This window comes from Ancylobacter sp. G4_0304, assembly GCF_047501495.1.
Lineage (GTDB): Bacteria > Pseudomonadota > Alphaproteobacteria > Rhizobiales > Xanthobacteraceae > Ancylobacter.
Genome location: NZ_JAZDRM010000001.1, coordinates 61,441 through 86,779 on the forward strand (window position 1 = coordinate 61,441; position 25,339 = coordinate 86,779).

At 69.8% G+C, this 25,339-nt stretch carries 28 protein-coding genes; 14 read left to right on the plus strand and 14 right to left on the minus strand.

The window, feature by feature from the left end:
• Window positions 1–32: 32 nt before the first annotated feature.
• Genes VRZ77_RS00275 through VRZ77_RS00285 form a run of 3 tightly spaced genes read left to right on the plus strand, consistent with a single transcriptional unit; the run spans window position 33 to window position 2,172 of the window.
• Window positions 33–1,310: a hypothetical protein gene (locus VRZ77_RS00275; protein ID WP_414590710.1), complete on the plus strand. Its 1,278-nt coding sequence runs from the start codon at window positions 33–35 to the stop codon at window positions 1,308–1,310.
• A gap of 10 nt (window positions 1,311–1,320) precedes the next feature.
• A complete protein-coding gene (locus VRZ77_RS00280) occupies window positions 1,321–1,908 on the plus strand; it encodes a protein-S-isoprenylcysteine O-methyltransferase (RefSeq protein WP_414590711.1) in 588 nt (195 codons plus the stop codon).
• A gap of 9 nt (window positions 1,909–1,917) precedes the next feature.
• On the plus strand, window positions 1,918–2,172 hold the full coding sequence (locus VRZ77_RS00285; protein WP_414590712.1) for a DUF1272 domain-containing protein: 255 nt from the start codon (window positions 1,918–1,920) through the stop codon (window positions 2,170–2,172).
• On the opposite strand, the gene VRZ77_RS00290 is transcribed toward VRZ77_RS00285, so the two are convergent.
• From VRZ77_RS00290 to VRZ77_RS00300, 3 genes are read right to left on the minus strand one after another with little or no spacing between them, the layout of a single operon-like run.
• Window positions 2,135–2,608 (minus strand): DUF1284 domain-containing protein, encoded by a 474-nt coding sequence (locus tag VRZ77_RS00290; protein ID WP_414590713.1) that lies wholly within the window; start codon window positions 2,606–2,608, stop codon window positions 2,135–2,137. The genes VRZ77_RS00285 and VRZ77_RS00290 overlap by 38 nt on opposite strands.
• Before the next feature lie 10 nt (window positions 2,609–2,618).
• On the minus strand, window positions 2,619–2,861 hold the full coding sequence (locus VRZ77_RS00295) for an exodeoxyribonuclease VII small subunit (RefSeq protein WP_414590714.1): 243 nt from the start codon (window positions 2,859–2,861) through the stop codon (window positions 2,619–2,621).
• A gap of 49 nt (window positions 2,862–2,910) precedes the next feature.
• Window positions 2,911–3,840 carry a histone deacetylase family protein gene (locus VRZ77_RS00300; RefSeq protein ID WP_414590715.1) on the minus strand — a complete coding sequence of 310 codons (930 nt, stop codon included), beginning with the start codon at window positions 3,838–3,840 and terminating at the stop codon, window positions 2,911–2,913.
• A gap of 249 nt (window positions 3,841–4,089) precedes the next feature.
• Between VRZ77_RS00300 and VRZ77_RS00305 the strand changes: the two genes are divergently transcribed.
• The 3 genes from VRZ77_RS00305 to VRZ77_RS00315 all read left to right on the plus strand — a co-directional run bounded on the left by VRZ77_RS00305 (window position 4,090) and on the right by VRZ77_RS00315 (window position 7,261).
• The gene (locus tag VRZ77_RS00305; RefSeq protein ID WP_414590716.1) at window positions 4,090–5,112 is read left to right on the plus strand and encodes an L-threonylcarbamoyladenylate synthase; all 1,023 of its coding nucleotides are present in this window, start codon (window positions 4,090–4,092) and stop codon (window positions 5,110–5,112) included.
• Window positions 5,113–5,286: 174 nt separating this feature from the next.
• Window positions 5,287–6,591, plus strand: a complete 1,305-nt coding sequence (locus VRZ77_RS00310; protein ID WP_414590717.1) for a cell wall hydrolase — start codon at window positions 5,287–5,289, stop codon at window positions 6,589–6,591.
• A 142-nt stretch (window positions 6,592–6,733) separates the two neighbouring features.
• Window positions 6,734–7,261, plus strand: coding sequence for a hypothetical protein (locus VRZ77_RS00315; protein ID WP_414590718.1), 528 nt, complete (start codon window positions 6,734–6,736; stop codon window positions 7,259–7,261).
• 162 nt (window positions 7,262–7,423) lie between these two features.
• Here VRZ77_RS00315 and VRZ77_RS00320 read toward each other — a convergent pair whose 3' ends face one another.
• The 6 genes from VRZ77_RS00320 to smc all read right to left on the minus strand — a co-directional run bounded on the left by VRZ77_RS00320 (window position 7,424) and on the right by smc (window position 13,836).
• Window positions 7,424–7,906: an ATP F0F1 synthase subunit B gene (locus tag VRZ77_RS00320; protein WP_414590719.1), complete on the minus strand. Its 483-nt coding sequence runs from the start codon at window positions 7,904–7,906 to the stop codon at window positions 7,424–7,426.
• 10 nt (window positions 7,907–7,916) lie between these two features.
• Window positions 7,917–8,540 (minus strand): F0F1 ATP synthase subunit B, encoded by a 624-nt coding sequence (locus VRZ77_RS00325; protein ID WP_414590720.1) that lies wholly within the window; start codon window positions 8,538–8,540, stop codon window positions 7,917–7,919.
• A gap of 77 nt (window positions 8,541–8,617) precedes the next feature.
• Window positions 8,618–8,845: a F0F1 ATP synthase subunit C gene (locus VRZ77_RS00330; protein WP_013169186.1), complete on the minus strand. Its 228-nt coding sequence runs from the start codon at window positions 8,843–8,845 to the stop codon at window positions 8,618–8,620.
• Window positions 8,846–8,911: 66 nt separating this feature from the next.
• A complete protein-coding gene (locus VRZ77_RS00335) occupies window positions 8,912–9,670 on the minus strand; it encodes a F0F1 ATP synthase subunit A (protein WP_241617958.1) in 759 nt (252 codons plus the stop codon).
• Between the two features lie 87 nt (window positions 9,671–9,757).
• Window positions 9,758–10,213 carry an AtpZ/AtpI family protein gene (locus VRZ77_RS00340; RefSeq protein WP_414590721.1) on the minus strand — a complete coding sequence of 152 codons (456 nt, stop codon included), beginning with the start codon at window positions 10,211–10,213 and terminating at the stop codon, window positions 9,758–9,760.
• Between the two features lie 170 nt (window positions 10,214–10,383).
• Window positions 10,384–13,836: a chromosome segregation protein SMC gene (gene smc / locus VRZ77_RS00345; RefSeq protein WP_414590722.1), complete on the minus strand. Its 3,453-nt coding sequence runs from the start codon at window positions 13,834–13,836 to the stop codon at window positions 10,384–10,386.
• Between the two features lie 288 nt (window positions 13,837–14,124).
• Here smc and VRZ77_RS00350 point away from each other — a divergent pair, with 288 nt between their 5' ends.
• The 3 genes from VRZ77_RS00350 to VRZ77_RS00360 all read left to right on the plus strand — a co-directional run bounded on the left by VRZ77_RS00350 (window position 14,125) and on the right by VRZ77_RS00360 (window position 16,508).
• Window positions 14,125–14,649 (plus strand): Lrp/AsnC family transcriptional regulator, encoded by a 525-nt coding sequence (locus VRZ77_RS00350; protein WP_414590723.1) that lies wholly within the window; start codon window positions 14,125–14,127, stop codon window positions 14,647–14,649.
• Window positions 14,650–14,843: 194 nt separating this feature from the next.
• Window positions 14,844–15,809: a DMT family transporter gene (locus tag VRZ77_RS00355; RefSeq protein ID WP_414590724.1), complete on the plus strand. Its 966-nt coding sequence runs from the start codon at window positions 14,844–14,846 to the stop codon at window positions 15,807–15,809.
• A gap of 51 nt (window positions 15,810–15,860) precedes the next feature.
• The gene (locus VRZ77_RS00360; protein WP_414590725.1) at window positions 15,861–16,508 is read left to right on the plus strand and encodes a methyltransferase family protein; all 648 of its coding nucleotides are present in this window, start codon (window positions 15,861–15,863) and stop codon (window positions 16,506–16,508) included.
• On the opposite strand, the gene VRZ77_RS00365 is transcribed toward VRZ77_RS00360, so the two are convergent.
• Complete coding sequence (locus tag VRZ77_RS00365; RefSeq protein ID WP_414590726.1) at window positions 16,505–17,536, minus strand: FUSC family protein; 1,032 nt, start codon at window positions 17,534–17,536, stop codon at window positions 16,505–16,507. The genes VRZ77_RS00360 and VRZ77_RS00365 overlap by 4 nt on opposite strands.
• Window positions 17,537–17,638: 102 nt before the next feature.
• On the opposite strand from VRZ77_RS00365, the gene VRZ77_RS00370 reads away from it, so the two are divergent.
• Together VRZ77_RS00370 and VRZ77_RS00375 are read left to right on the plus strand one after the other, a co-directional pair.
• Complete coding sequence (locus VRZ77_RS00370; protein WP_414590727.1) at window positions 17,639–18,835, plus strand: site-specific DNA-methyltransferase; 1,197 nt, start codon at window positions 17,639–17,641, stop codon at window positions 18,833–18,835.
• 39 nt (window positions 18,836–18,874) lie between these two features.
• Entirely contained in the window at window positions 18,875–19,480 is a 606-nt protein-coding gene (locus VRZ77_RS00375; protein ID WP_414590728.1) for a glutathione S-transferase family protein, read from the plus strand.
• Between the two features lie 65 nt (window positions 19,481–19,545).
• Here the strand turns inward: VRZ77_RS00375 and VRZ77_RS00380 are convergent, their stop codons facing one another.
• Window positions 19,546–19,734, minus strand: coding sequence for a CsbD family protein (locus VRZ77_RS00380; RefSeq protein WP_414590729.1), 189 nt, complete (start codon window positions 19,732–19,734; stop codon window positions 19,546–19,548).
• A gap of 86 nt (window positions 19,735–19,820) precedes the next feature.
• The gene (mutY, locus tag VRZ77_RS00385) at window positions 19,821–20,942 is read right to left on the minus strand and encodes an A/G-specific adenine glycosylase (protein WP_414590730.1); all 1,122 of its coding nucleotides are present in this window, start codon (window positions 20,940–20,942) and stop codon (window positions 19,821–19,823) included.
• A 204-nt stretch (window positions 20,943–21,146) separates the two neighbouring features.
• Here mutY and VRZ77_RS00390 point away from each other — a divergent pair, with 204 nt between their 5' ends.
• Both VRZ77_RS00390 and VRZ77_RS00395 read left to right on the plus strand, forming a co-directional pair.
• Entirely contained in the window at window positions 21,147–21,707 is a 561-nt protein-coding gene (locus VRZ77_RS00390) for a DUF721 domain-containing protein (protein ID WP_414590731.1), read from the plus strand.
• A 107-nt stretch (window positions 21,708–21,814) separates the two neighbouring features.
• Complete coding sequence (locus tag VRZ77_RS00395; RefSeq protein ID WP_414590732.1) at window positions 21,815–22,498, plus strand: DsbA family protein; 684 nt, start codon at window positions 21,815–21,817, stop codon at window positions 22,496–22,498.
• 408 nt (window positions 22,499–22,906) lie between these two features.
• On the opposite strand, the gene VRZ77_RS00400 is transcribed toward VRZ77_RS00395, so the two are convergent.
• A complete protein-coding gene (locus tag VRZ77_RS00400) occupies window positions 22,907–23,338 on the minus strand; it encodes a VOC family protein (RefSeq protein ID WP_414590881.1) in 432 nt (143 codons plus the stop codon).
• 71 nt (window positions 23,339–23,409) lie between these two features.
• Window positions 23,410–24,507 carry a PA0069 family radical SAM protein gene (locus VRZ77_RS00405; RefSeq protein WP_414590882.1) on the minus strand — a complete coding sequence of 366 codons (1,098 nt, stop codon included), beginning with the start codon at window positions 24,505–24,507 and terminating at the stop codon, window positions 23,410–23,412.
• Window positions 24,508–24,828: 321 nt separating this feature from the next.
• Between VRZ77_RS00405 and VRZ77_RS00410 the strand changes: the two genes are divergently transcribed.
• A partial coding sequence (locus tag VRZ77_RS00410) for a hypothetical protein (RefSeq protein ID WP_414590733.1) occupies window positions 24,829–25,339 on the plus strand: 511 nt, incomplete at its 3' end.

A 25,339-nucleotide genomic window follows, 5' to 3' on the forward strand; every position in this document is an offset into this window, starting at 1 on the left:
CGTCGCGCCCGAGCTTCCGTTAGAACCGCTCCATGAATGAGGCAGCGCCCGCGAGCGCGGAATCGGCCGTGGAGGGCCAGCAGTCGACCGGCGAGGCCACGCCCCGCCGGCTGGTGCTGTTCCTGCCCGGCCACGACCCCACCGACATGGACTACCATCACGGCCGCTTCGCCTTTCAGGCGCAGCGCTTCGCGCAGCTGTGGTCGTTCGGGGTGGAGGTCTCCGACCGGCTCGACGACGGCACGGCGCATCTGGCGCGCTGGGATGTGCGCAGCCATGGGCCGAACTGGCGGCAAGAGACCGAGTACGGCATCCTTCGCTGGGAGGACATCGTCGTTGAACTGGACGACCGGCCCAACCATGTGCGGCTATGGCGCGGCTTCGCGGCGCTCTTCGAATTCCTGATCAACGGCACGGCCGGGCGCTATGTGAAGGCGAGCCCGCGCTATGGCGGGTTCTTCTTCTTTCCCTTCGTCATCATCGCCCTGTTCGCGGCGCTCGGCGCGCTGGCCGGCGGGATCGCGGCCGCGCTGGCCGCGCCCTTCGTGCCGACAATCGCGGCGGTGCTGCTCGGCGCCCTCGTCGCGGCCGGCGTGTTCATGGGGCTGTTCCACCAGCCCGGCCGGCGCTGGCGGCTGCATCAGGCGCTCGACGACTGGGACGTCGCCCGCCAGTATCTGCGCGCCGAGGTGGCGATCCTCGACCAGAGGCTCGACCGCTTCGCCGACATCGTGACCGAGAAGCTGCGCGCGGGCAGCTATGGCGAAATCCTGCTGGTCGGCCACAGCCTGGGTGCGACGCTGATGCTCGGGGTGCTCGACCGGGTGCTGGACCGCGAGCCCTCGCTCGCCGCCGGCCCGGTGCGGCTGAACCTGCTCACCTGCGGCGCCACCATCCCCAAGCTCGCGCTGCACCCGGAAGGCGAGCGCATCCGCCGGCAGGCGGCGCGGGTGGCCGCGGCGCAGGGCATCCACTGGGTGGAGTACCAGGCACGGCACGACGCCATCAATTTCTACAAGTTCCATCCCGTGGCGCTGACGCGCAGCGAGTTCGACAGGGAAAGCCTCGGCGCCCCGGTGCTGCGCAACGCCAATATCAAGACCATGCTGACACCGGAAAAGCTCCGGAAGCTGCGCTGGTCAACCATGCGCATCCATTACCAGTTCATGCTCGCCAATGAGCGCCCGGCCGCCTACGACTATTTCATGTTCGCGCTCGGCCCGATCCGCTTTTCCAACCTCACCTACAGCCCGGACGGACCGATCGGCCATTTCGCGCCGGACGGCTCGCGTCGCGACGCGCCCAACTGACGGACCTTTCATGAACCTCCTCCTCGCCGCCAAGATCGTCTGGGCCGCCGGCGTGATCGGCTGGTACCTCATCCGCATCCCGTTCGAGCGCAAGGTGAAGCGCGAGCGCGTGGTCGACGCGCGCGACCGGCTGCGCGAGACCGTGCTGCTGCTGTGCTCCACCTGCGGGCTCGGCATCGTGCCGCTGCTGTGGGCGACCTCGCGCGTGTTCAACTTCGCGAACTACCCCTATTCCATCGTGCAGTTCGCGCTCGGCACCGCCGTGTTCATCTTCAGCCTCTGGCTGTTCCGCCGCACCCACAAGGACCTCGGCAAGAACTGGTCGGTGACGCTGGAGATCAAGGACAGCCACAAGCTGATCACCGGCGGCGTGTACCGCCATGTGCGCCACCCGATGTATTCGGCGTTCTTCCTGTGGGCGTTGGCACAGCTGATCCTGATCCCGAACTGGATCGCCGGCCCGGCCGGTTTCATCGGCTTCGGCATTCTTTTCGCCTTCCGCGTCGGGCGCGAGGAGGCCATGATGCTCGACACGTTCGGGGATGAATACCGGGACTACATGAAGCGCACCGCGCGGGTGGTGCCGGGCATTTTCTAAGAGGGCGCGATGCTGGAACTGCGACCGGGCTGCGAGTGCTGCGACCGCGACCTGCCGCCCGGTTCGCGGGAGGGGTTCATCTGCTCCTTCGAGTGCACCTATTGCGCGGACTGCGCGGAAAAGGTGCTCGGCGGCGCCTGCCCCAATTGCGGGGGCGAACTGGTGCGCCGCCCGGTGCGCCCGGCGGCCAAGCTTGCCGCCAACCCGCCCTCAACCGTGCGGGTGTTCAACCCGGACGGATGCCGCAAGGCGAAGGCGAGCTGAGACCAGGTGCGCCGTGCTCGCCGTGCAGCCGCACCGCGCGGAAGCCGGAGGCGGCGATATCGTCGCAGAGCGGCGCCCATTGGCAGCCCAGGCACGCGGCGCGGATCGTCCCTTCAGCAAAGCCCGCGCGCAGCCGGGCGATGGTCGCGGTGTCGAGCGCGAGGCGCGCGCCCGTCTCCAGCGACCGGCCGATCCAGAGCGCGACCGCCTCGCGCGCCTGCGCGTCGCGCTCTTTTATGCTCGCATTGAAGCAGTGATGGCCATCCGCCAGCATCGGGGCGCAGATCTCGTCCGGCCCTTCCACCAGCTCCACCGCCTCCCCCGCCTCCAGCCGCGCCACCACCTTGTCGTAATGGGCGACGAAGGCCGGGGTATAGCCCTTGCCGACATAGGTCAGCAGGCACAGCAAATGATGGGCGCGCAGGCGCACCGTCATGTCGCGCCGCTCATTGCGGGTCGAGCGGCTGCACGCCCGGCCGACCGTCGGCACTGAGGGTGATCTTCTCAACGCGCGCCTCGGCGTCCTTCAGCAGGGCGTCGCAGCGCGCTTTCAGCGCCTCGCCGCGGGCATAGAGCGCGATCGATTCCTCAAGCGGGACATTGCCGGCTTCCAGCTTGCCGACAATCGTCTCCAGCTCGGCCAGCGCTTTCTCGAAGCTCAGGCCGGCAACATCCGCCGCATCGGTCATGGCGCTCTCCCTTGTTCGCGAATCCGTTTCCGGCCCCGCTTATACAGGATCAGCCGCGCATCAGCGCCGTCACATGTGCAGAAGCGGAGCGCGCGAGACCCTCAAGGTCGTAGCCGCCTTCCAGCACCGAGACGATCTTGCCGCCGCAATGCTTGTCGGCGACGTCCATCAGCTTCTTGGTGACCCAGGCGAAATCATCTTCCAGCAGGTTGAGCGTGGCGAGCGGGTCGCGGGTATGGGCGTCAAAGCCGGCGGAGATGATCACCAGCTCCGGGCCGAAGGCGTTCAGCCGCGGCAGGATCCGGCTCTCGAACGCTTCCTTGAACTGCTCGCCGCCATCGCCCGCGCGCAGCGGCGCATTGACGATATTGTCCGATGTGCCGCGCTCGCCCACCGCGCCGGTGCCGGGGAACAGCGGCATCTGGTGGGTCGAGGCGTACATGACGGACGGATCGGACCAGAAGATTTCCTGCGTGCCATTGCCGTGGTGCACGTCGAAATCGACGATGGCGACGCGGTGGATGCCATAGGTCTTCTGGGCATGACGCGCGGCGATGGCGACGTTGTTGAACAGGCAGAAGCCCATCGGCGTGCGCGTCTCGGCATGGTGGCCGGGCGGGCGCATCGAGACAAAGGCGTTCGCCACCTTGCCGGACATCACCTCGTCAACGCCGAGCACCGCGCCGCCGACCCCGCGCCAGATCGCTTCGCCGGTGCCGGGCGACATCACCGTGTCGCCGTCGATCCGCACCAGCCCCTCGGTCGGCATCGCCTCTTCCAGCGCCGCGACGAAATCCTCCGGATGCACCCGCACGATATCCTCGCGCGCGCCGACCGGGGCCTGCTCACGGGCGAGCATAGCGAAATTCTCCGCCTCGAACACGCGGTTGAGCACGCGCACGCGGTCCGGCCGCTCCGGGTGGCCGGAGGGGGTGAGATGGTCGAGGCAGGCGTCGTGCTGGATCAGAAGGGTGGTCATTGGCGTTCCTTGGGCCCCTGTCGGTGCTGCGGCGTCGGTACTGCGGCAGGCGTTTGGTCTTGTTTCAGATATAGGAAGTGGTGGACGATATGCCACGCGCGAAGGTCGGGCCAGCCGGACCCGGACGGTCGCACGGTTTTTTCGCGCCGCCCCCCCGCCGGTTGACCATGGCCCGGCAAACCCTTATCGAGCCGGCTTTTGCAGGAGCCGGGCGCGGGAGCCGGGCAGCAGGCCGCGACGGCGGAAGGAATGAGCGCGTTGAGCGAGCCCGCATCCTATCGGCCCGCGCCGAACCCGCCAACCACGCGACGGCTGGCGGCGGACGCGGCCGGCATCGCGGAGGCCGCGCGGGTGCTGCGCGCCGGCGGGCTGGTGGCGCTGCCGACCGAGACCGTCTACGGCCTTGCCTGCGACGCCACCGATCCGGTCGCGGTGGCCCGGCTCTATGCCGCCAAGGGGCGCCCCTCCTTCAACCCGCTGATCGCCCATGTACCGGATATCGAGGCGGCGCAGCGGGTCGGCGATTTCTCGCCCGAGGCGCTGGCGCTGGCGTCACGGTTCTGGCCCGGCCCGCTGACGCTCGTGGTGCCGGCGATCCCCGAGGCGACGAGCGAACTGGCCCGCGCCGGCCATTCCAGCGTCGCCATCCGCGTTCCCGCCCATGAGGTGGCGCGGGCGGTGCTGGCCGCCGCCGGCCGGCCGATCGCCGCGCCGAGCGCCAACCGTTCCGGCCATGTCTCCCCGACCACGGCCGAGCATGTGCTCGCCGATCTCGACGGCGCCATCGACCTCGTGCTCGATGCCGGCCCCTGTGCCGTGGGCATCGAATCCACCATTCTGGACTGCACGATCTCGCCCCCCGCCCTGCTGCGCCCCGGCGGGCTCGCGCGCGAAGCGATCGAGCAGGTGCTCGGTGCAAAACTCGCCCGCCGCGCCACGCCGCAGGGCAAGGCCGACGACCTGATCGCGCCGGGCATGATGGCCTCGCATTACGCGCCCTCGGTGCCGGTGCGGCTCGACGCGCACGAGGTCCACCCCGGCGAGGCGCTGCTGACCTTCGCGGGGGCGCGTCCCGCCGGAAGCGAGCGCGCCGCCGCGATTTTCGATCTCAGCCCCGCGGGCGACCTGATCGAGGCGGCCGCGCGGCTGTTCGCCCATCTGCGCGCGCTCGACGCGGCCGGCGCCTCCGGGATCGCCGTGGTGCCGCTGCCGCGCGAGGGGCTGGGCGAAGGGATTCGCGACCGGCTGGAGCGCGCGGCCGCCCCGCGCTGAACGAGGCCCGGCCGCCGATCGGCGCCGATGCTGGCTTCCGCAAGGCCGTTAACCGCCCCGCAAGGTTAATCTGCGACAACCATATTTGTCGGCGCGCGATGCCTTGCCTGTGGCAGGAGCGACACGGCCGGCCACGGGATTGTTGCGGGCGGATTGTTGCGTAGGCGTTGTCGCATGGGGGCGGTCACTCGATATCGGCGTCTTGGGCTCTGGGCCGGCCTGCTGGTCGCGTGGACGCTCGGCGCCTCCACCAGCATCGGCCGGCAGGACATTGCCGGCCTGCTCGCTCACCAGCCCGGCATTGCCGAGCGGGCGCGGCTCTCGGTCTATTCCGGCGCCTTCCATACGCTGAAGGCCGCGACCTTCGCCTGGCCCTCCACCCACTCGCCGCTGCTCGGCACCTCGATCGACGCGCCGCCCCGGATCGGCGGCACGCTGAACGACGTGAACCGCTCGCCCAAGGCCGACCGGCTGGAAGCCCGCGAGGAACAGACCATCGAGCCGGAGGATCGCGCCGGCCAGCAGACGCCCGAGACCGTTGCAGGCGCCGGCACCTCCACCTCGGGCGATCCCACCTTCGGCAGAGGCACAGCCATGGCGGCGGGCAGCGCCACCGGCACCGGCATTTCCACCGCCGATGCCGGCATCGGCACCGACCCGCATGAAGCCGACGATGTCGCCGACGACGCGACCGACACGGCGGACCGCACCGCGCTGGCGCTCGGCGGTGTCGATTCGATCTCGGCGGGCGACCCGACCGGCGACCCGACCGAGCTGGAAGCCGACGCGATCACGCTCGGGCCCGACGAGAGCGGCGACCGGATCGATCCCGGCGAGGCCGGCGCGCGCGAGACGCCGGCGGTGTCGTTCAGCCCGTCGACGCCGATCTATCGCGAGAGCGCGCTCATCTTCTCGCTGGACCGCGAGGCCCTGCCGCCGCAGCCCTTCCTGCACGCCGTGGCGCCCCTGCCCGACAGCGGCACCACGCTGGCGGAGAAATCCGACGAGCCCGACACCCGCGTGCGCAGCGGCCCGAGCCCGGCGGAGCGGCTCGGCCTTGCCGGGAAGCGCCTGGAACGCTCGCTGAAATGCCTCGCGGAGGCGGTGTATTTCGAGAGCCGCGGCGAGCCGGAGCGCGGGCAGGTCGCGGTGGCGCAGGTGGTGATGAACCGGGTGTTCTCGGGCTATTACCCCGCCGATATCTGCCGCGCGGTCTACCAGAACGCGCACCGCAAGCTCGCCTGCCAGTTCACCTTCGCCTGCGACAACATCAAGGATGTGGTGACCGAGCCCAAGCTCTGGCAGCAGGCGCGGCGCATCGCCGACGACATGCTGGACGGACGCATCTGGGACGAGAAGGTGGGCCGCGCCACCCATTACCACGCCCGCTCGGTGCGGCCGAACTGGATCAGCGAGATGCGCAAGCTCGACCGCATCGGCGAGCACACCTTCTACCGCCCCCGCCGCTGGACCAGCTGAGCCGGGGGCGTCCGGGATCTCGCCGATTGCGCTGAGAGCGGCGTTTGTGAAGGAAATGCGCGGCGTTGCCCTCGACGGGCGGCACCGGCGTCCTATCCTCTCGGACCACGGCCGACGGGGGCCGAGCGCGGGAGGCCCGATCATGACCGACAGCCTCGACGGACAGACCCGCCTCATGGCGGTTCGCGACGCTCATTCGCCGCGCGAGGGCGGGATGATGGCAGCTAGGCTGGCTGGCCCGCCGCGCCGCTCGCGCAACGCGTGGGGCGGACGCGCGGCCATGGCCGGCATTGGCCTACTGGCGCAACTGGCGCTCATGGCCCCTCCCGCCCGCGCGGCCGACAGTCAGCAGGCGCTGCGTTTCGCGCCCGGCACCAGTTCGGCCAGCGTTTCCGGCACGGTGGGCGGGTCGGACACGGCGATCTACACGCTCAAGGCCCGCGCCGGGCAAACCTTGACCGTGGTGCTGAGCACTGCGGGCAGCGACGCCTGCATTTTCGACGTCTCGAAGCCGGACGGCTCGTTCCTGTTCAACGGCACCACCGGCGGCAGCGCCTTCACCGGCACGCTGCCGGCGGACGCCGCCTACCAGCTCTCGGTGTTCCAGATGCGCGCGGCGATCCTTGAAGGCCAGAGCTGCCGCTACACACTCGCGGTGAGCGTGAATTAGGGGTTTTCGAGCGACGCGGAATACGATTCGCGTCGCTCACTCGCGTGACGCCGAAGGTGTGGAGCGTGGCCCGGCCTCGACAGGCGGGCCAGAGCGCCGCCCTAAAAGCAGAACGCCCGGCGCAAGGCCGGGCGTTCAAACTTCAGGATGGGAGACCGGCGCTCAGTTGAGCTTGGTCTTCACCTCGGACACCGCATCATCGAGGAGGCGGTCGGCGGTCTGGCCGACGACATGGGCGGCCAGCAGCGTTTCCGCCGCCTTCACCGCCGCGTCGGCCGCCGCGGCCTTCACGTCGGCCAGCGCCTGCGCCTCGGCCTGGGCGATCTTCTGCTCCGCCATCTTGGTGCGGCGGGCGATCAGGTCTTCCAGCTTGGCCTTGGCCTCGGTGGCGAGACGCTCGGCCTCGGCGCGGGCGGTGGAGATGATGGTCTCCGCCTCTTCCTCGGCCTCGTGCTGGCGGCGCTTATATTCGGCGACCAGCTTCTGCGCCTCTTCCTTCAGCCGGCGGGCTTCTTCCAGCTCGGCGCGGATGCGCTCGCCACGCTGGTCGAGCGCCGCGCCCATCTTCGAGAACGCGCCGGCCTTGATCACGATCCCCATGAAGATGACGAAGGCGACGGCTACCCAGAAAGTATCGCTACCCATGGCCGTTCCCTCACTTCTCGATGGCCTGATCGACCGCCGTCTCCACCGCCTGCGGGGCGGGAGCGGTGCCGATCAGCGTGCTGACGATGGTGCCGGCCGCATCCACGGCGATGCCGCGGACATTGGCCATGGCCGCCGTCTTGGTGGACGCGATCTGGGCCTCGGCCGTGGACAGCTTGTCCGCGAGCCCGGCTTCCAGCGCCTTGCGGCGTGTCTCGGCTTCCGCCGAGAGCGTGTCGCGGGTCTCGGTGGCGATGCCATGGGCCTTGGCGCGGGCGCTGGACAGCGCCGCCTCATAGGCCTTGGCCGCCGCCTCGCTCTCCGCGCGCATCTTGCCGGCTTCCTCAAGATCGTCCGCGATGCGGTCGTGGCGCTCTTCGAGGATATTGGCGATGCGCGGCAGCGCGATGCGGCTCATCAGCAGGTAGAGCGCCGCGAAGGCGATCGCCAGCCAGATGAGCTGCGAGGGAAAGGTGTGGACGTCGAAGGGCGGGAAGGTGCTGCCATGCGCCTCGCCGGGAGGAACGGCAATCTCGACGCCGTTGACGACGGTGGGACCACCAGCGTGCGGCGCGGCCTGCGCAACTTCCGTCGAGGCGACGACGATAGTCGCCGGACCCAGGGTCTCAGACATGGTTCAGGCTTCCTCGATCAAAGCAGGACGGGCGGCGCCGGCTTCTCGCCGCGCACCGCCCGAATTCCGCCGGAACGTCAGACCACGAAGAGCAGGACGAGCGCGACGACGAGCGCGAAGATGCCCAGACCTTCGGCGAGCGCCGCGCCGATGAACGCGCGGGCGAACTGGCCGTCGGCCGCCGACGGGTTGCGCAGGGCGCCCGACAGGAAGTTGCCGAAGATGTTACCCACGCCGATAGCGGCAAGGCCCATGCCGAGACAAGCGAGACCGGCGCCGAGGAACTTGGCGGCAATCGGATCCATGGTCTTCTCCTATTGAATTCGCTAATTGAGTTAAGGACTTGGATAAAGTTCCCGCGAGCGCGCCGATCAGTGACCCGGATGCAGCGCGTCGTTGAGATAGATGCAGGTCAGCACCGCGAAGACGTAGGCCTGCAGGAAGGCGACCAGGAATTCGAGCGCGGTGAGCGCCACGACCATGGTGAGGGGAAGCACCGCGCCCAGCCAGCCGACGGCGCCGCCGGCGGTCATCATCACGATGAAGCCCGCGAACACCTTCATGGCGATGTGGCCGGCGAGCATGTTGGCGAACAGACGCAGCGAAAGGCTGATGGGGCGCGAGAGGAAGGAGATGACCTCGATCACGACCATGAAGGGCAGCAGGAAGGCCGGCACGCCCGACGGCACGAACAGGTGCAGGAAGTGGGTGCCGTGGCGGATGAAGCCGTAAACGATCACGGTGCCGATCACCAGCACCGCCAGCGCGGCGGTGACCACGAGATGGCTGGTCACGGTGAAGGCGTAAGGAATCATGCCGACGAAATTCGCCACCAGCACGAAGATGAACAGTGAGAACACCAGCGGGAAGAACTTCATGCCCTCATTGCCGGCCGTGGACCTGATATTCGAGGCCACGAACTCGTAGGACATCTCCGCCAGCGACTGCAGGCGACTCGGCACCAGGGTGCGGCCGCGGGTCGCGAAGGTGAGGAAGAAGAAGACCAGGGCGACAATGCCGAACATGAAGGCGGCGGAATTGGTGAAGGCCAGCTCAATGCCGCCCGGAGTCCCCAGGTCCACGATCTTGAAGATCTGGAACTGGTGGATCGGATCGATCTCAGTCGCCATCGCCGGTCGCTGCCCTCAACATGAGACACCCGCGCGGGCGCTCATCCCCATTGTCCTGACGCCGCCGGCAGGCCGCGCCGCTCGCATTCATGCCCCGCCGTGCGGGGTCTTGTTCTTTCCAGTCTCGCCGGCCGCGCGCATCATGTTGAGCACGCTGGCCACGAAACCGAGCAGCAGGAAAACGATCATCCCCCACGGCGCCGTGCCGAACAGACGATCAATGCCCCACCCCAGGCCTGCGCCGACCAGAACCCCCGCTACGAACTCGCTTCCCAAGCGGAAAGCAAGCGTCATGCCGGCGGATGCCGACGTCCTGTCCACCTTGGACGAGGCCGCCGTCTCCGCCTTGCGCTCGGCACGCACCTTGTCCAGCGCATGCTCAAGTCCGCGAAGCCTGCCCGAAAGCTCGGAATCGGAAAGATCCGATCCGTCTTTCCCGTGCTGGTCGTCCGCCTTGCCTCGGTCGCCCATCATCTGTGCCCGGCCTTTGTCGGAGAAGGTTTCCCAACCCCCGAAACCGGGCGCACCATAGTGTTCGCCCAAATGGGTGTCAAGGACGCGATCACATCTTTTAAGTCATTGGAATATATCAGGAAAAATAGGGGGTGGACGCTCTGTCGCAGGGGCTTTTCACGCCCGGCGGCACCAAGGGAAGCTCGGGCCGCCGCTTTTGGCATACCAGATTCCCTGAACGCTCCCCCACGCGCGGGCGCTCAGCCGACCTCGCGGAAGCTTTCGGCGGTGGTGAGGTCGACCGAGACCAGCTTGGAGACGCCGCGCTCGGCCATGGTCACGCCGAACAGCCGGCTCATCCGGCTCATGGTGATCGGATTGTGCGTGATGGTCACGAAGCGGGTCTGGGTGAGACGCCGCATCTCGTCCAGCAGGTTGCAGAAGCGCTCGACATTGGCGTCGTCCAGCGGCGCGTCCACCTCGTCCAGCACGCAGATCGGCGCAGGATTGGTGAGGAACACCGCGAAGATCAGCGCCATCGCAGTCAGCGCCTGCTCGCCGCCGGACAGCAGCGACAGCGATTGCGGCTTCTTGCCGGGGGGCTTGGCGATGATGTCGAGCCCGGCCTCCAGCGGATCGTCCGAATCGGTGAGCACGAGTTGGGCCTCGCCGCCGCCGAACAGCGTGGAGAACAGCTGGCGGAAATGGCCGTCCACCACCGCGAACGAGGCATGAAGCCGCTCGCGGGCCTCGCGGTTCAGCCCGGCAATGCCGTGGCGCAGCCGCTTGATCGCCTCGGTGAGGTCGTCGCGCTCGGCGGCGAGCCCCTGCTGGCGGCCCTCGACCTCGGCAAGCTCCTCCTCCGCGCGCAGGTTCACCGCGCCGAGCCGCTCGCGGTCGCGCTTCAGCCGTTCGAGCTCGGCCTCGACGCCCGCCACCTCCGGCAGACTGGCGCCGTCCTCCAAGGCAGCAATGTCACGCGCGCTCTCCGGCGGGCCGTCCAGCATGTCGGCGATCTCGCGAATCAAATCCTCGCGGCGCTGGCGAGAAGCCTCCGCCCTCGCTTCGGCACGGGCGCTCTCCTCGCGGGCGGAGGACAGGGCTTCGAGCGCCGCGCGGGCGGCACGCTCGGCCTCGCCTTGCGCACGCTCGGCGGCGACCAGCGCGTCCGCGGCCTCGCGCCGGGCCGTCTCGGCCTTCGCGGTCTCGTCCAGCAGCGCCCGGCGGCGGGCGGCGAATGCCGCGGGGGCGTCCTCCAGCTCCTCGCGCTCGCCCCGCGCCTCGGCAAGGCGCGCTTCCAGCGCGGCGAGACGCTCGCCGGTGCCGCCGGCACGCTGGCGCCAGGAGGCGGCTTCCGAGACGATGACGGCGAGGCGGCGGGCGCGCTGCTCGCGCTCGCGGGTGAAGGCTTCCGCCCGGGCGCGAGCCTCGGCCAGGGCGGCCCGCTCCTGCGCCACGCGGGCCCGCGCCTCCAGCAGCAGCGCCTCGCCCTGCGCGGTGGGCGCGAGCGCGTCCAGTTGCTCGCGCGCCTCGTCGAGCGCGGCGATCGCGGTCTCGCGGTCGAACTCGACGCGCTCGCGGGAAGAGGCCAGCGCCTCCAGCCGCGCGGCCTGCTCGGCACTGGCGCGCTCGGCACGGGCGAATTCCTCGCGGGCGGTCTCCATGGCGCGCAGCGCGGCACGACGGGCCTCGCGGGCCGCATTCTCACGGCTACCGGCGGCGCGCAGGGCGGCCTCGGCGGCTTCCACGCCCTGCCGTAGCCGGGCGACATCGGCGCGCGCGGTGCCGAGCTGGTCTTCGAGATCGGCAAGACGGTTGCGCTCGGCAAGGCGGCGGGCGGCGGCGGTCGGGGCCTCGGCGGCGGCGGTGAAGCCGTCCCAGCGCCAGAGATCGCCCTCGACCGAGACAAGACGCTGGCCGGGGGCGAGCGAACGGGCGAGACGCGGCCCGTCCTCGCGCGCCACCACGCCGATCTGCGCGAGGCGGCGCGCCAGCACGGCGGGCGCCTCGACATGGGCGGCGAGCGAGGCGATGCCCGCCGGGAGCGCGGCGTCGGAGGCGGCGTCGGTCAGCGCCCAGTGCACCGGCGCGCCGGCATCGGCGGGGGCGTCGAGATCGTCGCCGAGCGCGGCGCCCAGCGCGGCCTCAAAGCCCCGGGCGACCCGCACGGCATCGAGAACCGGTGCCCAGCGCTTGGGCGTGCCGATGTCCAGGAGCTTCATCAGCGCCCGCACCTCGGCGTCGAGCCGCTGCATCGCGCGCTCGGCCTCGGAGAGCGGACGGCGGGCCTGATCGAGCCCGGCGCGGGCGAGGCCATGGGCATCTTCCGCCTCGACGGCGCGGCTCTCGGCCTCCGCGAAGGCATCCTGCGCCATCTCCGCGCGTTCGCGCAGCGTGTCGAGCCGGCTGGCGTCCAGCCCCGCTTCCAGCGCGCGGGCCTGCTCGGCGAATTGAATGAGCTCGCGCTCAAGCCGGGCGAGGCGGTCGGACTGCTCGCGCACCGCGCGCTCCAGCGCGCCGCGCCGGGCCAGCGCCTCGGCATTGGCGGCGGTGGCCTGCGCGAACACCCGCTCGGCTTCGGCGAGCGCTTCCGCGATCGCCTCGCGGGCGCCGGCGGCCTCTTCCTCCGGGCCGAGCGCGTCCTCCTGCGCGATGCGCAGTTCCTCGTCTTCCTGCGCCAGCCGCTCCAGCACTTCGTCAGCGTCACGGGCCAGGGCGTGCTCGCGCTCCATGTCGCCGCCGAGCTGGGCGAGCCGACGGTCCAGCTCCTCGCGACGGGAGCCGGCGCGGGCCTCGTCACGGTCGAGTTCGCCGCGCGCCAGCGTCAGGCGCTGCAGGGCGGCGGCCTTCGCCGCATCCGCCTCGCGCAGCGCCGGAAGGCCGTGGGCGGCGACGGCCGATTCGCGCGCGCTCTCGCCCTGCGCCTGCGTGCGGGCGGCGACCTCGCGCACCGCAAGATCGAACGCGCGGGCCGCTTCCGACAGCGCAGACGTCGCCTCCAGCCAGCGCAGCCACAACAGGGTGGCCTCCAGCCGGCGGATATCGCCGGAAACCGTGCGGTAGCGGCTCGCCTGCCGCGACTGGCGGCGCAGCGCGTCGAGCTGGCCGGTGATCTGGCCGATCACGTCTTCCAGCCGGGTGAGATTGGTCTCGGCGGCGCGCAGCCGCATCTCCGCCTCATGGCGGCGGGCGTGCAGGCCGGCGACGCCGGCGGCCTCCTCAAGGATGCGCCGGCGCGCGGAGGGCTTGGCGCCGATCAGTTCGCCGATCTGCCCCTGACGCACCATGGCCGGCGAGCGTGAGCCGGAGGAGGCGTCGGCGAACAGGATCTGCACGTCGCGCGCGCGCACCTCGCGGCCATTGATGCGGTAGGACGAGCCGGCCTCGCGCTCAATGCGGCGCGAGACTTCCAGCACGTCGGCATCGTTGAAAAGAGCCGGAGCGTCGCGCTCGGCATTGTCGATGGTGAGCACCACCTCGGCGGTGTTGCGCGCCGGCCGCGTGGTCGAGCCGCCGAAGATGACGTCGTCCATCCCCTCGGCGCGCATCGCCTTGTAGGAGTTCTCGCCCATCACCCAGCGCAGCGCCTCGACGAGATTCGACTTGCCGCAGCCGTTCGGTCCCACGACGCCGGTGAGGCCGGGCTCGATCAGCATGTCGGTCGGCTCGACAAAGGTCTTGAAGCCGACAAGGCGCAGGCGGGTGAACCTCATGGCCCTGAGCGTGAGGCTTCCCAACCACAAGTTCAAGTGGGAGAGCGGGCGGCAGACACGAGATGTTGGGGATTTGTCGGGTTGCCCGCCCCTCGTGGACGTCATCACGGATGGCTCCAGGGACCGGGGAGCGATCCCGGTTCCACGCTGCGCGTTGCCCGGGATGAGAATGCGGAGGTGTCCGCCCCGCCCCTCCCCGAAAGCCGCATTGCGAAGCGGCACGCTCTGCCGGCAAACTCACTGCACGCAGCCGATCCTGCCACGATCCGCCGTTACGGAGACAGAGCCATGCGCCCGCCCGTGCTCGACATGTTCGACCTGCGCATCCTGCGCGAATTGCAGGAGGACGGGCGGCTGACCAATGCCGAACTCTCCGAGCGCATCGGCCTCTCGCCCTCGCCGTGCCTCAGGCGCACGCGGCGGCTGGAGGAGGAAGGGCTGATCACCGGCTATCGCGCCCGGCTCGACGCCAGCCATCTCGGCCTCGGCGTGCTCGCCTTCATCCATGTCCATCTGGAGCGGCAGGTGGAGGAGGCGGCGCGCGATTTCGAGGCGGCGGTGAAGGCGCTGCCGCAGGTCATCGCCTGCTACAGCGTGACCGGCGACAGCGACTACATGCTGCATGTGGTGTGCGAGGACCTCGACGATTTCGCCCGCTTCGCCCATGACCGGCTGATGGGCCTGCCCGGCGTGCGCGGCGTGCGCTCCTCGCTGGCGCTGAAGCGGGTGAAGGAGAGCGGCACGCTGCCGCTCGACCACCTGCGCGCCGCGCCCGTGGAGCCACATCCCAGCGGGTCGAAGCGATCCGATTGACGGGAACACGCGCCCGAATCCGCTGCCGAAAAAGCAGGCAGCGATACGAGACCCACCAGAATCCCCGGCTGAGCGGCAGAATCTGCCAAAACAGCTGCGCCGCCGTCCCAACATCGCAAGGACATGCCGCAATAGGTCATTCATACTGACCTATATCGACATTCCGCAGCGCGTGAACCTTGGGAGGCGACGTCATGGCATTCGTGGCAGACACCTTGATTCCGCTCACTTCCGGCACCGCCGCGCTGGGTCGGCGCGTGGGTTTGGGCCGCTCGCCCGCGACGCTGGCCGCGCTGGCGCTCACCGGGGCGGCGTTGCTGTGGTCCGGCAATTTCCTCGCCGGCCGGCTCGCCGCCGATCTGGTGCCGCCCGCGACCTTCTCGGCCGCGCGCTGGCTGCTGGCCTTCCTCGTGCTGCTGCCCTTCACCGCCCGCGAGATCGGCGTCAAGAAGGACGAACTCATCCGCCGCTGGCCGCTCTGGGCGGCGATGGGCGTCCTGAACATCGCGGTGTTCACCGTCCTGATCTATGCCGGCCTCGCCCATACCAGCCTGGTCAACGGCTCGCTGATCGGCTCCAGCGCCCCGATCCTGGTCGGGCTGCTCGGCTGGCTGGTGCTGGGCGAGAAGACCAGCCTGCGCTCGCGGATCGCGCTCGCGGTCTCCACCGCCGGCGTCGGGCTGATCGTGCTGCGCGGCGATATCGGCAATCTGCTCGGCCTCGCCTTCCAGCCGGGCGACCTCGTGCTGTTCCTCGGCATCAGCGCCTTCGCGCTCTATGCGGTGGTGCTGAAGCGCTTTCCCTCCGGCCTTTCGGCGGCGGCGGCGCTGACCGTGAGCATCCCGTTCGGCCTCCTTGCGCTGGCACCTTTCGCGATCTGGGAGCTGGCGGCCACCGGGCCGGCCCTCGGCGGCAATGCGGCGCTGCTGGTGCTCTATGTCGCGACGCTGCCAACGCTCGGCTTCATTCTATGGGCGCGCGGCGTCTGCGTGCTCGGCCCGCTACGCGCCGGCCAGTTCCTCCAGCTCATGCCGGTGTTCGGCGCGGCGCTGGCGGTAAGCCTGCTCGGCGAGGAGTTGCACCTCTATCACGCCATGGGCCTCGCTCTGGTCATGGCCGGGCTCGGCCTGCGCGACCGGCGGCCGGCCGGCGCCGCCTGAAAAAAACCATAAGCCGGCCCTTCAAGGAGACTTCTCCATGCAGGGCCCACTATGAACGACGCGCCGAACGCCACCCGCCCGAGCTTCGACATCGCCGCCGTGCAGAGCGTTCGCAAGACCGTGCTGCTGGCTCTGGGCGCGCTCGCGACCTCGGCGCTGCTGTTCGGCGCCTCGCTGTGGCCCGACAGCGGCGATGCCAGCCTGCATGAGATCATCGAGACCATCGGCCGGGCGCTGATCGTGCTGGCGATCCTCGGGCGCACCTGGTGCTCGCTCTATATTGGCGGGCGCAAGAAGGCGGAGGTGGTCGACCTCGGCCCCTATTCTATCTGCCGCAACCCGCTCTATGTGTTCTCCTTCATCGGCGCGGCCGGTGCCGGCGCGCAGTTCGGCAGCGTGACGGCGGCACTGGCGGCGGCGGTCATCACCGTGCTGGTGTTCGCCATCGTGGTGCGCAAGGAGGAGCGCTTCCTCACCGAGCGCTTCGGGGAGGCCTATCTCGCCTACAAGGCGCGGGTGCCGCGCTTCATCCCGAACCCCGCGCTGTGGCGCAACACCACGACGCTGGAAATCCGCCCGCAGCTGGTTGTGCGCACCTTTGTCGATGCCTGCGTGTTCCTCGCCTCGATCCCGCTGGCCGAGGGCATCGAGATGGCGCAGGACGCCGGCCTGCTGCCGGTGCTGTGGATGCTGCCCTAACGATCATACCGCCGCAGCACGGCCTGCCCGAGCCGGTCCAGCCATAGCGCCACCAGCGCGAAGCCGCAGCCGACCATCACGTCGATCAGCCGTTCCGCGATATCGTGCTCGGCGCGGCCGAGCGTGCCAGCGACCAGCTCCAGCAGCAGCATGATGAAGGCGGTGAGCGCCGCCGTGCCCAGCGCGCCGCTGCGGCGCTCCGCCGGCCAGCGCAGCAGCGCCGCCAACGCCATGCCGACCAGCAGCGCGGCATGGTAGGGCACCAACAGCCCGTAACCCACCGCCAGCGCGATGCCGAGCAGCGTACCCAGCAGCATCTGCGCCATCAGCCGCCGGCTCGACAGCGCGTCCGCCCGGAGCACGATCACGATGGCGATCAGCGCCCAATAGGGCCGATGCAGGCCGAGCGCGAGGCAGGTGAGGAAGGCGAGCGGAACCGCGGTTCCCACCGCGCCGGCGAACACCCAGCGCGCGCGCTCGGTCGCGCGCAGACGGGCGAGCAGCTCCGGCAGCGACGGCGCCGTCGAAGGACGGGGAATGCCGGTCAGCCAATCCCAGCCCAGCGACACCAGAAAGGCATAGGTGGCAAATCCCGCCACCACGCCGACATCCCTCGCCTCCAGCGGCGCGTAGATTGCCCCGACCGCCAGCGTCAGGCACAGGAATCGCGCGCCGGCCGCCGCAGCAGGATGCAGGCTCTCCACCAGCGCGTAGAGCGCGCCGACCACGGCGAAGCCGGCCACAACCAGCCCGGTGTGCCCGGCCAGCGCCGTGCCGAGCCCGGCGCCGAGCACGATCACCGCCCCCGCCGCCGCGAAGACGAGCAGGCGCTCGCGTGCCGGCCCGCCAGTATCCATGGCGAAGGCGAGGATGCACGTGACCATGGCGTAGATCAGCCAGGTGTCGACGCCCACGGTCAGCCCTACCGCGATCGGCGCCATGACCGTGAGCGCGAAGCGGATCGAGCGCGCGGCGAGGAGGTCGCCGTGCCAGTCGAGCCGCATCCATGAAGAGGGGGTTTCCGCCAATCGCGCGTTTCCCGATGATACCTTTACCCGGTCTTTACCCTGCCCGACCGAGATTGTGGACAGTGTTGCGGTGTTGCGTCCTCGAGTGTCGGGTTGGGGTTCATGAAGCTGGTTGGTAATGGCGGCGCCCGCCGGGCATCGCGCGTCGAAAATCCCCTCTCCGGTCCCAACCGTCCCGACTCGCGCAATCCCGACTCGCGGCTGCCGCTCGACACCATCCGTCGCGGCGACTGCATCGCCGAGCTTGCCAAGCTACCGGCGCAGTCGGTCGATCTGGTGTTCGCCGATCCGCCGTATAATCTCCAGCTCCAGGGCGAACTGAAGCGCCCCGACGACAGCCGCGTCGACGCGGTGGACGATGCCTGGGACAAGTTCGAGAATTTCGAGGCCTATGACGCCTTCACCCGCGCCTGGCTCCTGAGCGTGCGCCGCGTGCTGAAGCCCACCGGCACGCTGTGGGTGATCGGCTCCTATCACAACATCTTCCGCGTCGGCGCGCTGCTGCAGGACCTCAATTTCTGGATCCTCAACGACATCGTGTGGCGCAAGACCAACCCGATGCCGAATTTCCGCGGCCGCCGCTTCACCAACGCCCACGAGACGCTGATCTGGGCGGCGCGCGAGCCGGATTCGCGCGGCTACACCTTCAATTACGAGGCGATGAAGGCGGCCAATGAGGATGTGCAGATGCGCTCCGACTGGCTGTTCCCGATCTGCTCGGGCCATGAGCGGCTGAAGGACGGCGACGGCCACAAGGTGCACCCGACCCAGAAGCCCGAGGCGCTGCTCGCCCGCATCCTGCTCGCCGCCTCCAAGCCCGGCGACGTGGTGCTCGACCCGTTCCTCGGCTCCGGCACCACGGCGGCGGTCGCCAAGAAGCTGCGCCGGCATTTCATCGGCATCGAGCGCGATCCCGCCTATGCCGACGCCGCGCAGGCGCGCATCGATGCGGCGGTGCCGCTGCCCGAGGAGGCGCTGGCCCCGGCGCCGAGTGCGCGTGAAGCTCCCCGCGTGGCCTTCGCCTCGCTGATCGAGCGCGGGCTGCTCGCACCCGGCACGCTGCTCACCGATGCGCGGGCGCGCTTCAAGGCGCTGGTACGCGCCGACGGCACGCTCTCGCTGGAAACCGCGCCGGGCCTCGGCACCGTGGCCTCGATTCACAAGGCCGGCGCGCTGGCGCAGGGGCTCGACGCCTGCAACGGCTGGACGTTCTGGCACATCCAGACGCGGAACGGCCTGCAGCCGATCGACAGCCTGCGGGCGGTGGTGCGCTCGGAAATGGCGATGGCGGCGGAATAGCATTGAGGTATCTTTCCCCGCCTGTATGGGGAGACGCCGATGCTTACGCTTTTCGACATGCCGGACTCCGGCAACAGCTACAAGGTGCGCCTCGCCGCCACCCACCTGGGCGTGCCCCTGATGCGGGTCAGCATGTCCTCGCGCGACGGCTCGACCCGCGCGCCCGACTTCCTTGCGCGCAACCCGATCGGCAAGCTGCCGACTCTTGGGCTGGAGGATGGCCGGCACCTCGCTGAATCCAACGCCATCATGCTGTTCCTCGCCGAGAACACCAAGCTGGTGCCGGCGGACGCCTATGCCCGTGCCAAAATGTATGAATGGCTGTTCTTCGAGCAGTACAGCCACGAGCCGGCTATCGCCGTGCGCCGCGCGCTGTTCATCTATGAGGAGCGCCGCGCGCTGGCGACACCGGAGCGGCTGGCGCAGCTGCTGGACGCCGGCAACCGGGCGCTCACCGTGATGGAGACGCGGCTTTCCGCAAATAACTGGCTGGCGGGAGAGGCGTTCAGCCTCGCCGACATCGCGCTCTATGCCTACACCCACACGGCGGAGGAAGGCGGCTACGATCTCGGCCTCTACCCCGGCATCCGTGCCTGGCTCGACCGCGTGGCCGGATTGCCCGGCCATATCCGGCTGGCGGATTGAGACCCCTAAAAAGCGAAAGGCCGCCCCCTGGGGGAGCGGCCCTGCCTTCATCGAGACGAAACGCCTCAGAGATTGGCGGCCTTCTTGACCGCTTCCTTGGCTTCGCCCTTGGCCTGCTGGGCTTCGCCCTTCAGCTCCTGGACCTTGCCTTCGGCTTCCATCTTCTTGGAGCCGGTCATCTTGCCGACGCCCTGCTTCACGTTGCCGGCCGCCTCGTTGGCGAGGCCCTTGGCCTTATCCGCTGCGCTACCCATCGTGATGTTCTCCATATCAACCCGCGTCCTGCGGGGTTGCCGGAATAACGCGCGGAAGGCACGGCGGTTCGCCGGACCAGCATATTTTATTCGAGATACTCCAATACCTTGACCATGACGCTCGGAAACGCTTCGGCCGAAAAGCCCCCGCGCGCCACCCAGCGCGCGCCGGCCGGGGCCGGGGTCGCGGCAGGCACGTCCGCCCTCCATACCGACAGTTCCAGCGCGAAATGGCTGAACACATGGCGCACCGTGCTGTTGAGCGCGACCCAGCGCGCCGGCAGCGGCGCGAAGGCGGCGGGATCGCCGCCCCGCTCCTCTTCCCACGGGGTGGACGGCACCTCGCTCATCCCGCCGAGCAGGCCCGTCATCGGCCGCGTGCGCACCAGCACCGCGCCATCCGCCCGGACCGCGAGAAAGGCGACGCCGTGCCGCGTCGGGCGCGCGGCCTTCGCCGCCTTCACGGGGTAGGCCTCCGGCTGGCTGGCGGCATGGGCGGCGCAGCTTCCGCGAAACGGGCACAGGATGCAGGCGGGCTTGCGCGGCGTGCAGACCGTGGCGCCGAGATCCATCATCGCCTGCGCGAAATCGCCATGACGCGCCGCCGGCAGCAGGGTCTGCGCCAGCGCGCGCAAGGCGGGACGCGCTTTGGGCAGCGCTTCTTCCACCGCAAACAGCCGCGAGACCACGCGCTCCCAATTGCCGTCCACCGGGGCAGCGCGCTGGTCGAAGGCGATGGAGGCGATGGCGGCGGCGGTATAGGGGCCGATGCCCGGCAGGGCGAGCAGCGCCGCCTCGTCCGGCGGAAACCGGCCGCCATGGCGCTCCACCACGGCGCGGGCGCAGGCGTGCAGATTGCGGGCACGGGCATAATAGCCGAGCCCGGCCCAGGCCGAGAGCACCTCTTCCAGCGGCGCCGCCGCCAGCGCCTCCACACTCGGCCAGCGCGCGAGGAAGGCGGCATAATAGGGCTGGACCGTCACCACCGTGGTCTGCTGCAGCATGATCTCCGACAGGAACACGCAATAGGGATTCTGCCGCTCGCCCGGGGCGGCGCGCCACGGCAGCGTGCGCCGGTGCCGGTCGTACCACGCCAGCAGCGCATCCGGGGACGGCGCGGGCAGATGGGCGGCGGACGGCTCCGGTGCGGGTTGCGGGGCACGCTCGCGCCGGCGGCCTCGTGCTGCTAATCTGGAGGCGGCAGGCATATCGATCCTCGGCTTGTCCCGGCGCGCGGGCCATTTCCAATCGGGCATACTCGCCAGATCGCCTGGAAAGCGGCCCCGAGTCAGTAAGTTGGAGCATTTTCTGATCGCGAAAGTCGATCAACTTTCGCGGAAAATGGTCTAACCTGTGCGCGACACCGGCCGGGAGCAAGGGCGCGCCGGCCGCTTCACAGGACTGTCCACCACATGAGCCAACGCCCGGCGCCCCGCCGTTCCACACCTCGGCCGCTCGCCGACCTGATCGACGCCGCGATCGCCGAAAGCTGCCGACAGCGCGGCATCGCCTCGGTGGAGATCGTCACCCGCTGGGCCGATATCGTCGGCGACGCGCTGGCCGCGCGCGCGCTGCCGATCAAGCTGGCCTGGCCCGCGCGGGCGCAGGCCGAGGAACCCGGCGTGCTGCATGTGCGGGTCGAGGGAGGCTATGCCATCGAGCTCCAGCACGAGGCGCCCCTCGTGATCGAACGGGTGAACCAGTATTTCGGCTGGCGCTGCATCGGGCGGATCGCGCTGCGCCAGGGGCCGGTGCCGGCTCCACGCGCCAAGACGCGCCGCTTCGTCGAGCCGGACGCGGGCGAATGCGCGCAAGTGGCGAACCGGCTGGGTGACTTCGAGAACCCCGAACTTGCCGCCGCGCTGGCCCGGCTCGGCGCGCTGGTGGCGCGCGAGCGCGGAAAGGCGCGCGAGGAGGCCCCCGCCGGCGGCAGGACGGCGGGATCGGGACGCCGCGACTTCACGCAGCGGTGAGAAAGCTTTCAAGCGCCCCACCGTTGCCATCATCGCGCCGTGCCTGTAGGCGCTATGATGCGGATGCCGGCAACGATGATCGACCGGCGCTTAGTTGGAGACTTTCCATGATCGATCGCCGCCGCTTCCTCGAAGGGATGGGCGCCGCCGCCCTCACGGCCGCCGCGCTCGTGGCGATGGCCGGCCCGGGCGGCCTCGGCCTCGACCGGCTGTCGTTCATCGGCCAGGCCGAAGCCCAGACCGTGGACGCCGCCAAGCTGATGTCCCCCGGCCCGCTGCCGGACATCGTGCTCGGCAAGGCCGACGCGCCGGTGACCATCGTCGAATATGCCTCGATGACCTGCGGCCACTGCGCGCATTTCCACACCACCACCTATCCGGTGCTGAAGGAAAAATACATCGACACCGGCAAGGTGAAGCTGATCCTGCGCGAGTTCCCGCTCGATATCGTCGCCAAGGCCGCCTTCATGCTGGCGCGCTGCGCGGGCGACGACAAATATTACCCCATGGTGACGACCCTGTTCGAGAACCAGAAAAACTGGGCGTTCAGCAACAACCCGGCGCAGGCGCTGATGGCTATCGCCAAGCAGAGCGGCATGACCGAGCAGCAGTTCAATGCCTGCCTGAGCGACACCAAGCTCGCCGGCGAGATCGACGAGAGCGCCAAGCGCGGCGCGCAGGATTTCGGCGTGGATTCCACCCCGACCTTCTTCATCAACGGCAAGAAGGTGCCCGGCGCGATGAGCCCCGAGGACCTCGACAAGGAACTCGCCCCGCTGCTGGCGAACTGACGGCGCGGCCGTTCCCCGAGCCGGGGGCGCAGGGATTTCTGAAAAAGCGGGCGCGCGGGCCATGATGCCGGCGCGCCCGTTTTCGTTCGAGGTTGAACATTTCCCGATCAGATGGGCTCACCCGGTCGAAGAGGAATGTCTCCGGCCGTTTGACTTCAGGGCACTTCCCGATCGTCGGGATGTTCCATCCGAACGAGAGGGGCTTCAGCTGCGGCCGCGGCAGCGGCGCGGTCCTCGCCCTTCGGCCGATGGGTCGAGGTCGCGGGTGAGCCTCGGGGCGTGGCGGTGGCGGCGCGTCGGGTGGCCTCCGGGCCGTGACGCCGGTTGCGTCCCGTCGAAAGCCGACCGTTCAGCGGGCGAACACCGCGCCGGTGACACCAGTGAAGCCTGCGCCCTTCCCTCCCCGCCTCACTCCGGCAGGCTGATGCGTCCGTCCGCGGCGAGCGGGAAGCCGGGATTATGGGCGATCTCCCACGGATAGCCGTCCGGATCCGCGACATAGCCTGAATAGCCGCCCCAGAAGGTCGGCTGCGCCGGGCGCAACGCCCGGCCTCCGGCGGCCACGGCGCGGATCAGCGTGGTGTCGACCTCGGCGCGGCTCGCCCGGTTGCAGGCCAGCGCGATGCCGCCAAAGGAGCCGTGCCGGCCATCGAGCACGCCGGCATCGGCCGCCAGCTCGTGGCGCGGATAGAGCGAGAGCACGACCCCGCCCGCCATGAAGAACGCGGCGCCGGTCGCACCCTTGACCTTCCGCTCCAGCCCGAGCGCCTCGTAGAACGCGATCGCGCGGGCGAGATCGCCGACCCCGAGCGTGACCAGCGAGAGATGCAGTGGCGGCACCGGATGCGCCGGCACGAGATGCGGGGGCGCGGCGCGGCCGGCGGGCGACTTCTCGTCAATGGCGGGCGGCATCATGTCTCCTCCCCGAACAGCGATAATTGCTGCCCCGGCTGGGCGGGGCGGCGGAAATGGCGCGTGGTCAGCCGATGGGCGCGCCTGTTGAACCCCAAACGCTCGGCCGCGATCTCGAAACGCCGCGCCATGGTCCAGGCATAGGGGCCGGAGCCGGTCATGCGCTGGCCGAAGGCGGCGTCATATTCCTTGCCGCCATGCAGTTCCTTGATGAGCGAGAGCACATGGCGGTAGCGGTCCGGGAAATGCGCCAGCAGCCATTCCTTGAACAGGTCGCGGATTTCCAGCGGCAGGCGCAGCATGACATAGCCGGCCTCGCTCGCCCCCGCGCCCGCCGCCGCGTCGAGAATGCGCTCCATTTCCGAATCGGTCACGGCCGGAATCACCGGGGCCACCAGCACTGCCGCCGGCACGCCGGCCTCCGCCAGCCGGCGCAGCGCCTCGATGCGGCGCATCGGGGTGGCCGCGCGCGGCTCCATGGTGCGCGCCAGCTTGTGGTCGAGCGTGGTGACCGAGAGCGCCACCTTGGCGAGGCCGCGCTCGGCCATGGGCGCGAGAATGTCGAGATCGCGCAGCACCAGCGCCGATTTGGTGACGATGCCGACCGGATGGCCGAAATCGCGCAGCACTTCGAGAATGCGCCGGGTCAGCCGCCACTCCTTCTCGATCGGCTGATAGGCGTCGGTATTGATGCCGAGCGCGATGGTGCGCGGCTCGTAGCCGGCCTTGGACAATTCCTTGACCAGAAGCTCCGGCGCGTCCGGCTTGGCGAACAGCTTGGTTTCGAAATCCAGCCCCGCCGAGAGGCCCTGATAGGAATGGGTGGGCCGCGCGAAGCAATAGACGCAGCCATGCTCGCAGCCGCGATAGGGGTTGATCGAACGGTCGAAGCCGACATCGGGCGACTGGTTGCGGTTGATGATGGTGCGGGCGCGCTCCACCGTCACGCTGGCACGGAACGGCGGCAGGTCCTCAAGACTCTGCCAGCCATCGTCGAAGCTCTCGCGCGCATGCGGCTCAAAACGGCCCGGCGCATTGGAGAGCGCCCCGCGCCCGCGCCGGCGCTCCGTCTCGATGACAGGCGCGTTCACCGCCATCTCGCCCTCCAGATACGGGTCGGGCGCGGCCGCCCGCTTGGCCTCCAAGGCTTCGCGCTCGCGGCGGTCGCGCCGCTCCTGCGCCAGCCGGCCGAGATGGCGGGGCGGCACGGGCGAGCCGGGGGCGGTCGTCGGGGGAGTCGGTATGCGGCGTTCCATGCGGCCATTTTTAATCCGCGCGTGAGAACATATCAAGAACATATGTCGAAATGCGGCGCCGCCCGCTATACGCGGCGAAACCTGTGGGTTAGGCAGGTTTCAGGTCAGGGAACGGCTTTCCGGGTGACGGAGGGCTGGAGAATCGATAGGGCGGCGGCACGCGTGATTTCAGTGGTCATTCCCACGCGCGAGAGTGACAATCTCCTGATTCCGGTCCTCGCTTCCCTGGTTCCCGGCGCCGCTGCGGGCATTGTCCGCGAGGTGCTGCTGGTCGATGCCGGGCCTCCCGCCGAGTCCCGCATTTCCGAAATCGCCGATGCCGCCGGCTGCGAATATCTGCACGGGCCCGCCGATCTCGGCGCGCGGCTGCGCCAGGGCGCGGGCGCGGCGCGGGCGCACTGGCTGCTGTTCGTCAGCCCGGCGGGTCTGTTGCAGGAGGGCTGGGCGCGCGAGGTGCGCGGCTTCACCGATCAGGCCGAGCGCACCGCGAGCGTCGGCCGCCGCGCGGCGACGTTCCGGCTGGCGCTGGACGGGTTCGGCGTCAAGCCGCGGCTGCGCGAGGCCACCGCCGTGGGGGGGGGCGGCGGGGTTGGGCGGCGCGCGCCCCCCGCCCGCCCCCCCCACCACCCCCCCCGCACCCCCAACCCACGCCCCCCCCCCCCCCCCCCCCCCC

Excerpts from the sequence above, each read along its gene's own strand:
- VRZ77_RS00275 (WP_414590710.1), top strand. The coding sequence starts at position 33 with ATGAATGAGGCAGCGCCCGCGAGCGCGGAATCGGCCGTGGAGGGCCAG.
- mutY (WP_414590730.1), bottom strand. The coding sequence starts at position 20,942 with ATGCCTGCCGCCTCCAGATTAGCAGCACGAGGCCGCCGGCGCGAGCGT.
- VRZ77_RS00315 (WP_414590718.1), top strand. The coding sequence starts at position 6,734 with ATGACCGACAGCCTCGACGGACAGACCCGCCTCATGGCGGTTCGCGAC.
- VRZ77_RS00305 (WP_414590716.1), top strand. The coding sequence starts at position 4,090 with ATGAGCGCGTTGAGCGAGCCCGCATCCTATCGGCCCGCGCCGAACCCG.
- VRZ77_RS00300 (WP_414590715.1), bottom strand. The coding sequence starts at position 3,840 with ATGACCACCCTTCTGATCCAGCACGACGCCTGCCTCGACCATCTCACC.
- VRZ77_RS00325 (WP_414590720.1), bottom strand. The coding sequence starts at position 8,540 with ATGTCTGAGACCCTGGGTCCGGCGACTATCGTCGTCGCCTCGACGGAA.
- VRZ77_RS00335 (WP_241617958.1), bottom strand. The coding sequence starts at position 9,670 with ATGGCGACTGAGATCGATCCGATCCACCAGTTCCAGATCTTCAAGATC.
- VRZ77_RS00395 (WP_414590732.1), top strand. The coding sequence starts at position 21,815 with ATGATCGATCGCCGCCGCTTCCTCGAAGGGATGGGCGCCGCCGCCCTC.
- VRZ77_RS00290 (WP_414590713.1), bottom strand. The coding sequence starts at position 2,608 with ATGACGGTGCGCCTGCGCGCCCATCATTTGCTGTGCCTGCTGACCTAT.
- VRZ77_RS00310 (WP_414590717.1), top strand. The coding sequence starts at position 5,287 with ATGGGGGCGGTCACTCGATATCGGCGTCTTGGGCTCTGGGCCGGCCTG.
- VRZ77_RS00285 (WP_414590712.1), top strand. The coding sequence starts at position 1,918 with ATGCTGGAACTGCGACCGGGCTGCGAGTGCTGCGACCGCGACCTGCCG.
- VRZ77_RS00320 (WP_414590719.1), bottom strand. The coding sequence starts at position 7,906 with ATGGGTAGCGATACTTTCTGGGTAGCCGTCGCCTTCGTCATCTTCATG.
- VRZ77_RS00280 (WP_414590711.1), top strand. The coding sequence starts at position 1,321 with ATGAACCTCCTCCTCGCCGCCAAGATCGTCTGGGCCGCCGGCGTGATC.
- VRZ77_RS00390 (WP_414590731.1), top strand. The coding sequence starts at position 21,147 with ATGAGCCAACGCCCGGCGCCCCGCCGTTCCACACCTCGGCCGCTCGCC.
- VRZ77_RS00380 (WP_414590729.1), bottom strand. The coding sequence starts at position 19,734 with ATGGGTAGCGCAGCGGATAAGGCCAAGGGCCTCGCCAACGAGGCGGCC.
- VRZ77_RS00350 (WP_414590723.1), top strand. The coding sequence starts at position 14,125 with ATGCGCCCGCCCGTGCTCGACATGTTCGACCTGCGCATCCTGCGCGAA.
- VRZ77_RS00355 (WP_414590724.1), top strand. The coding sequence starts at position 14,844 with ATGGCATTCGTGGCAGACACCTTGATTCCGCTCACTTCCGGCACCGCC.
- VRZ77_RS00360 (WP_414590725.1), top strand. The coding sequence starts at position 15,861 with ATGAACGACGCGCCGAACGCCACCCGCCCGAGCTTCGACATCGCCGCC.
- smc (WP_414590722.1), bottom strand. The coding sequence starts at position 13,836 with ATGAGGTTCACCCGCCTGCGCCTTGTCGGCTTCAAGACCTTTGTCGAG.
- VRZ77_RS00295 (WP_414590714.1), bottom strand. The coding sequence starts at position 2,861 with ATGACCGATGCGGCGGATGTTGCCGGCCTGAGCTTCGAGAAAGCGCTG.
- VRZ77_RS00330 (WP_013169186.1), bottom strand. The coding sequence starts at position 8,845 with ATGGATCCGATTGCCGCCAAGTTCCTCGGCGCCGGTCTCGCTTGTCTC.
- VRZ77_RS00375 (WP_414590728.1), top strand. The coding sequence starts at position 18,875 with ATGCTTACGCTTTTCGACATGCCGGACTCCGGCAACAGCTACAAGGTG.
- VRZ77_RS00370 (WP_414590727.1), top strand. The coding sequence starts at position 17,639 with ATGAAGCTGGTTGGTAATGGCGGCGCCCGCCGGGCATCGCGCGTCGAA.
- VRZ77_RS00405 (WP_414590882.1), bottom strand. The coding sequence starts at position 24,507 with ATGGCGGTGAACGCGCCTGTCATCGAGACGGAGCGCCGGCGCGGGCGC.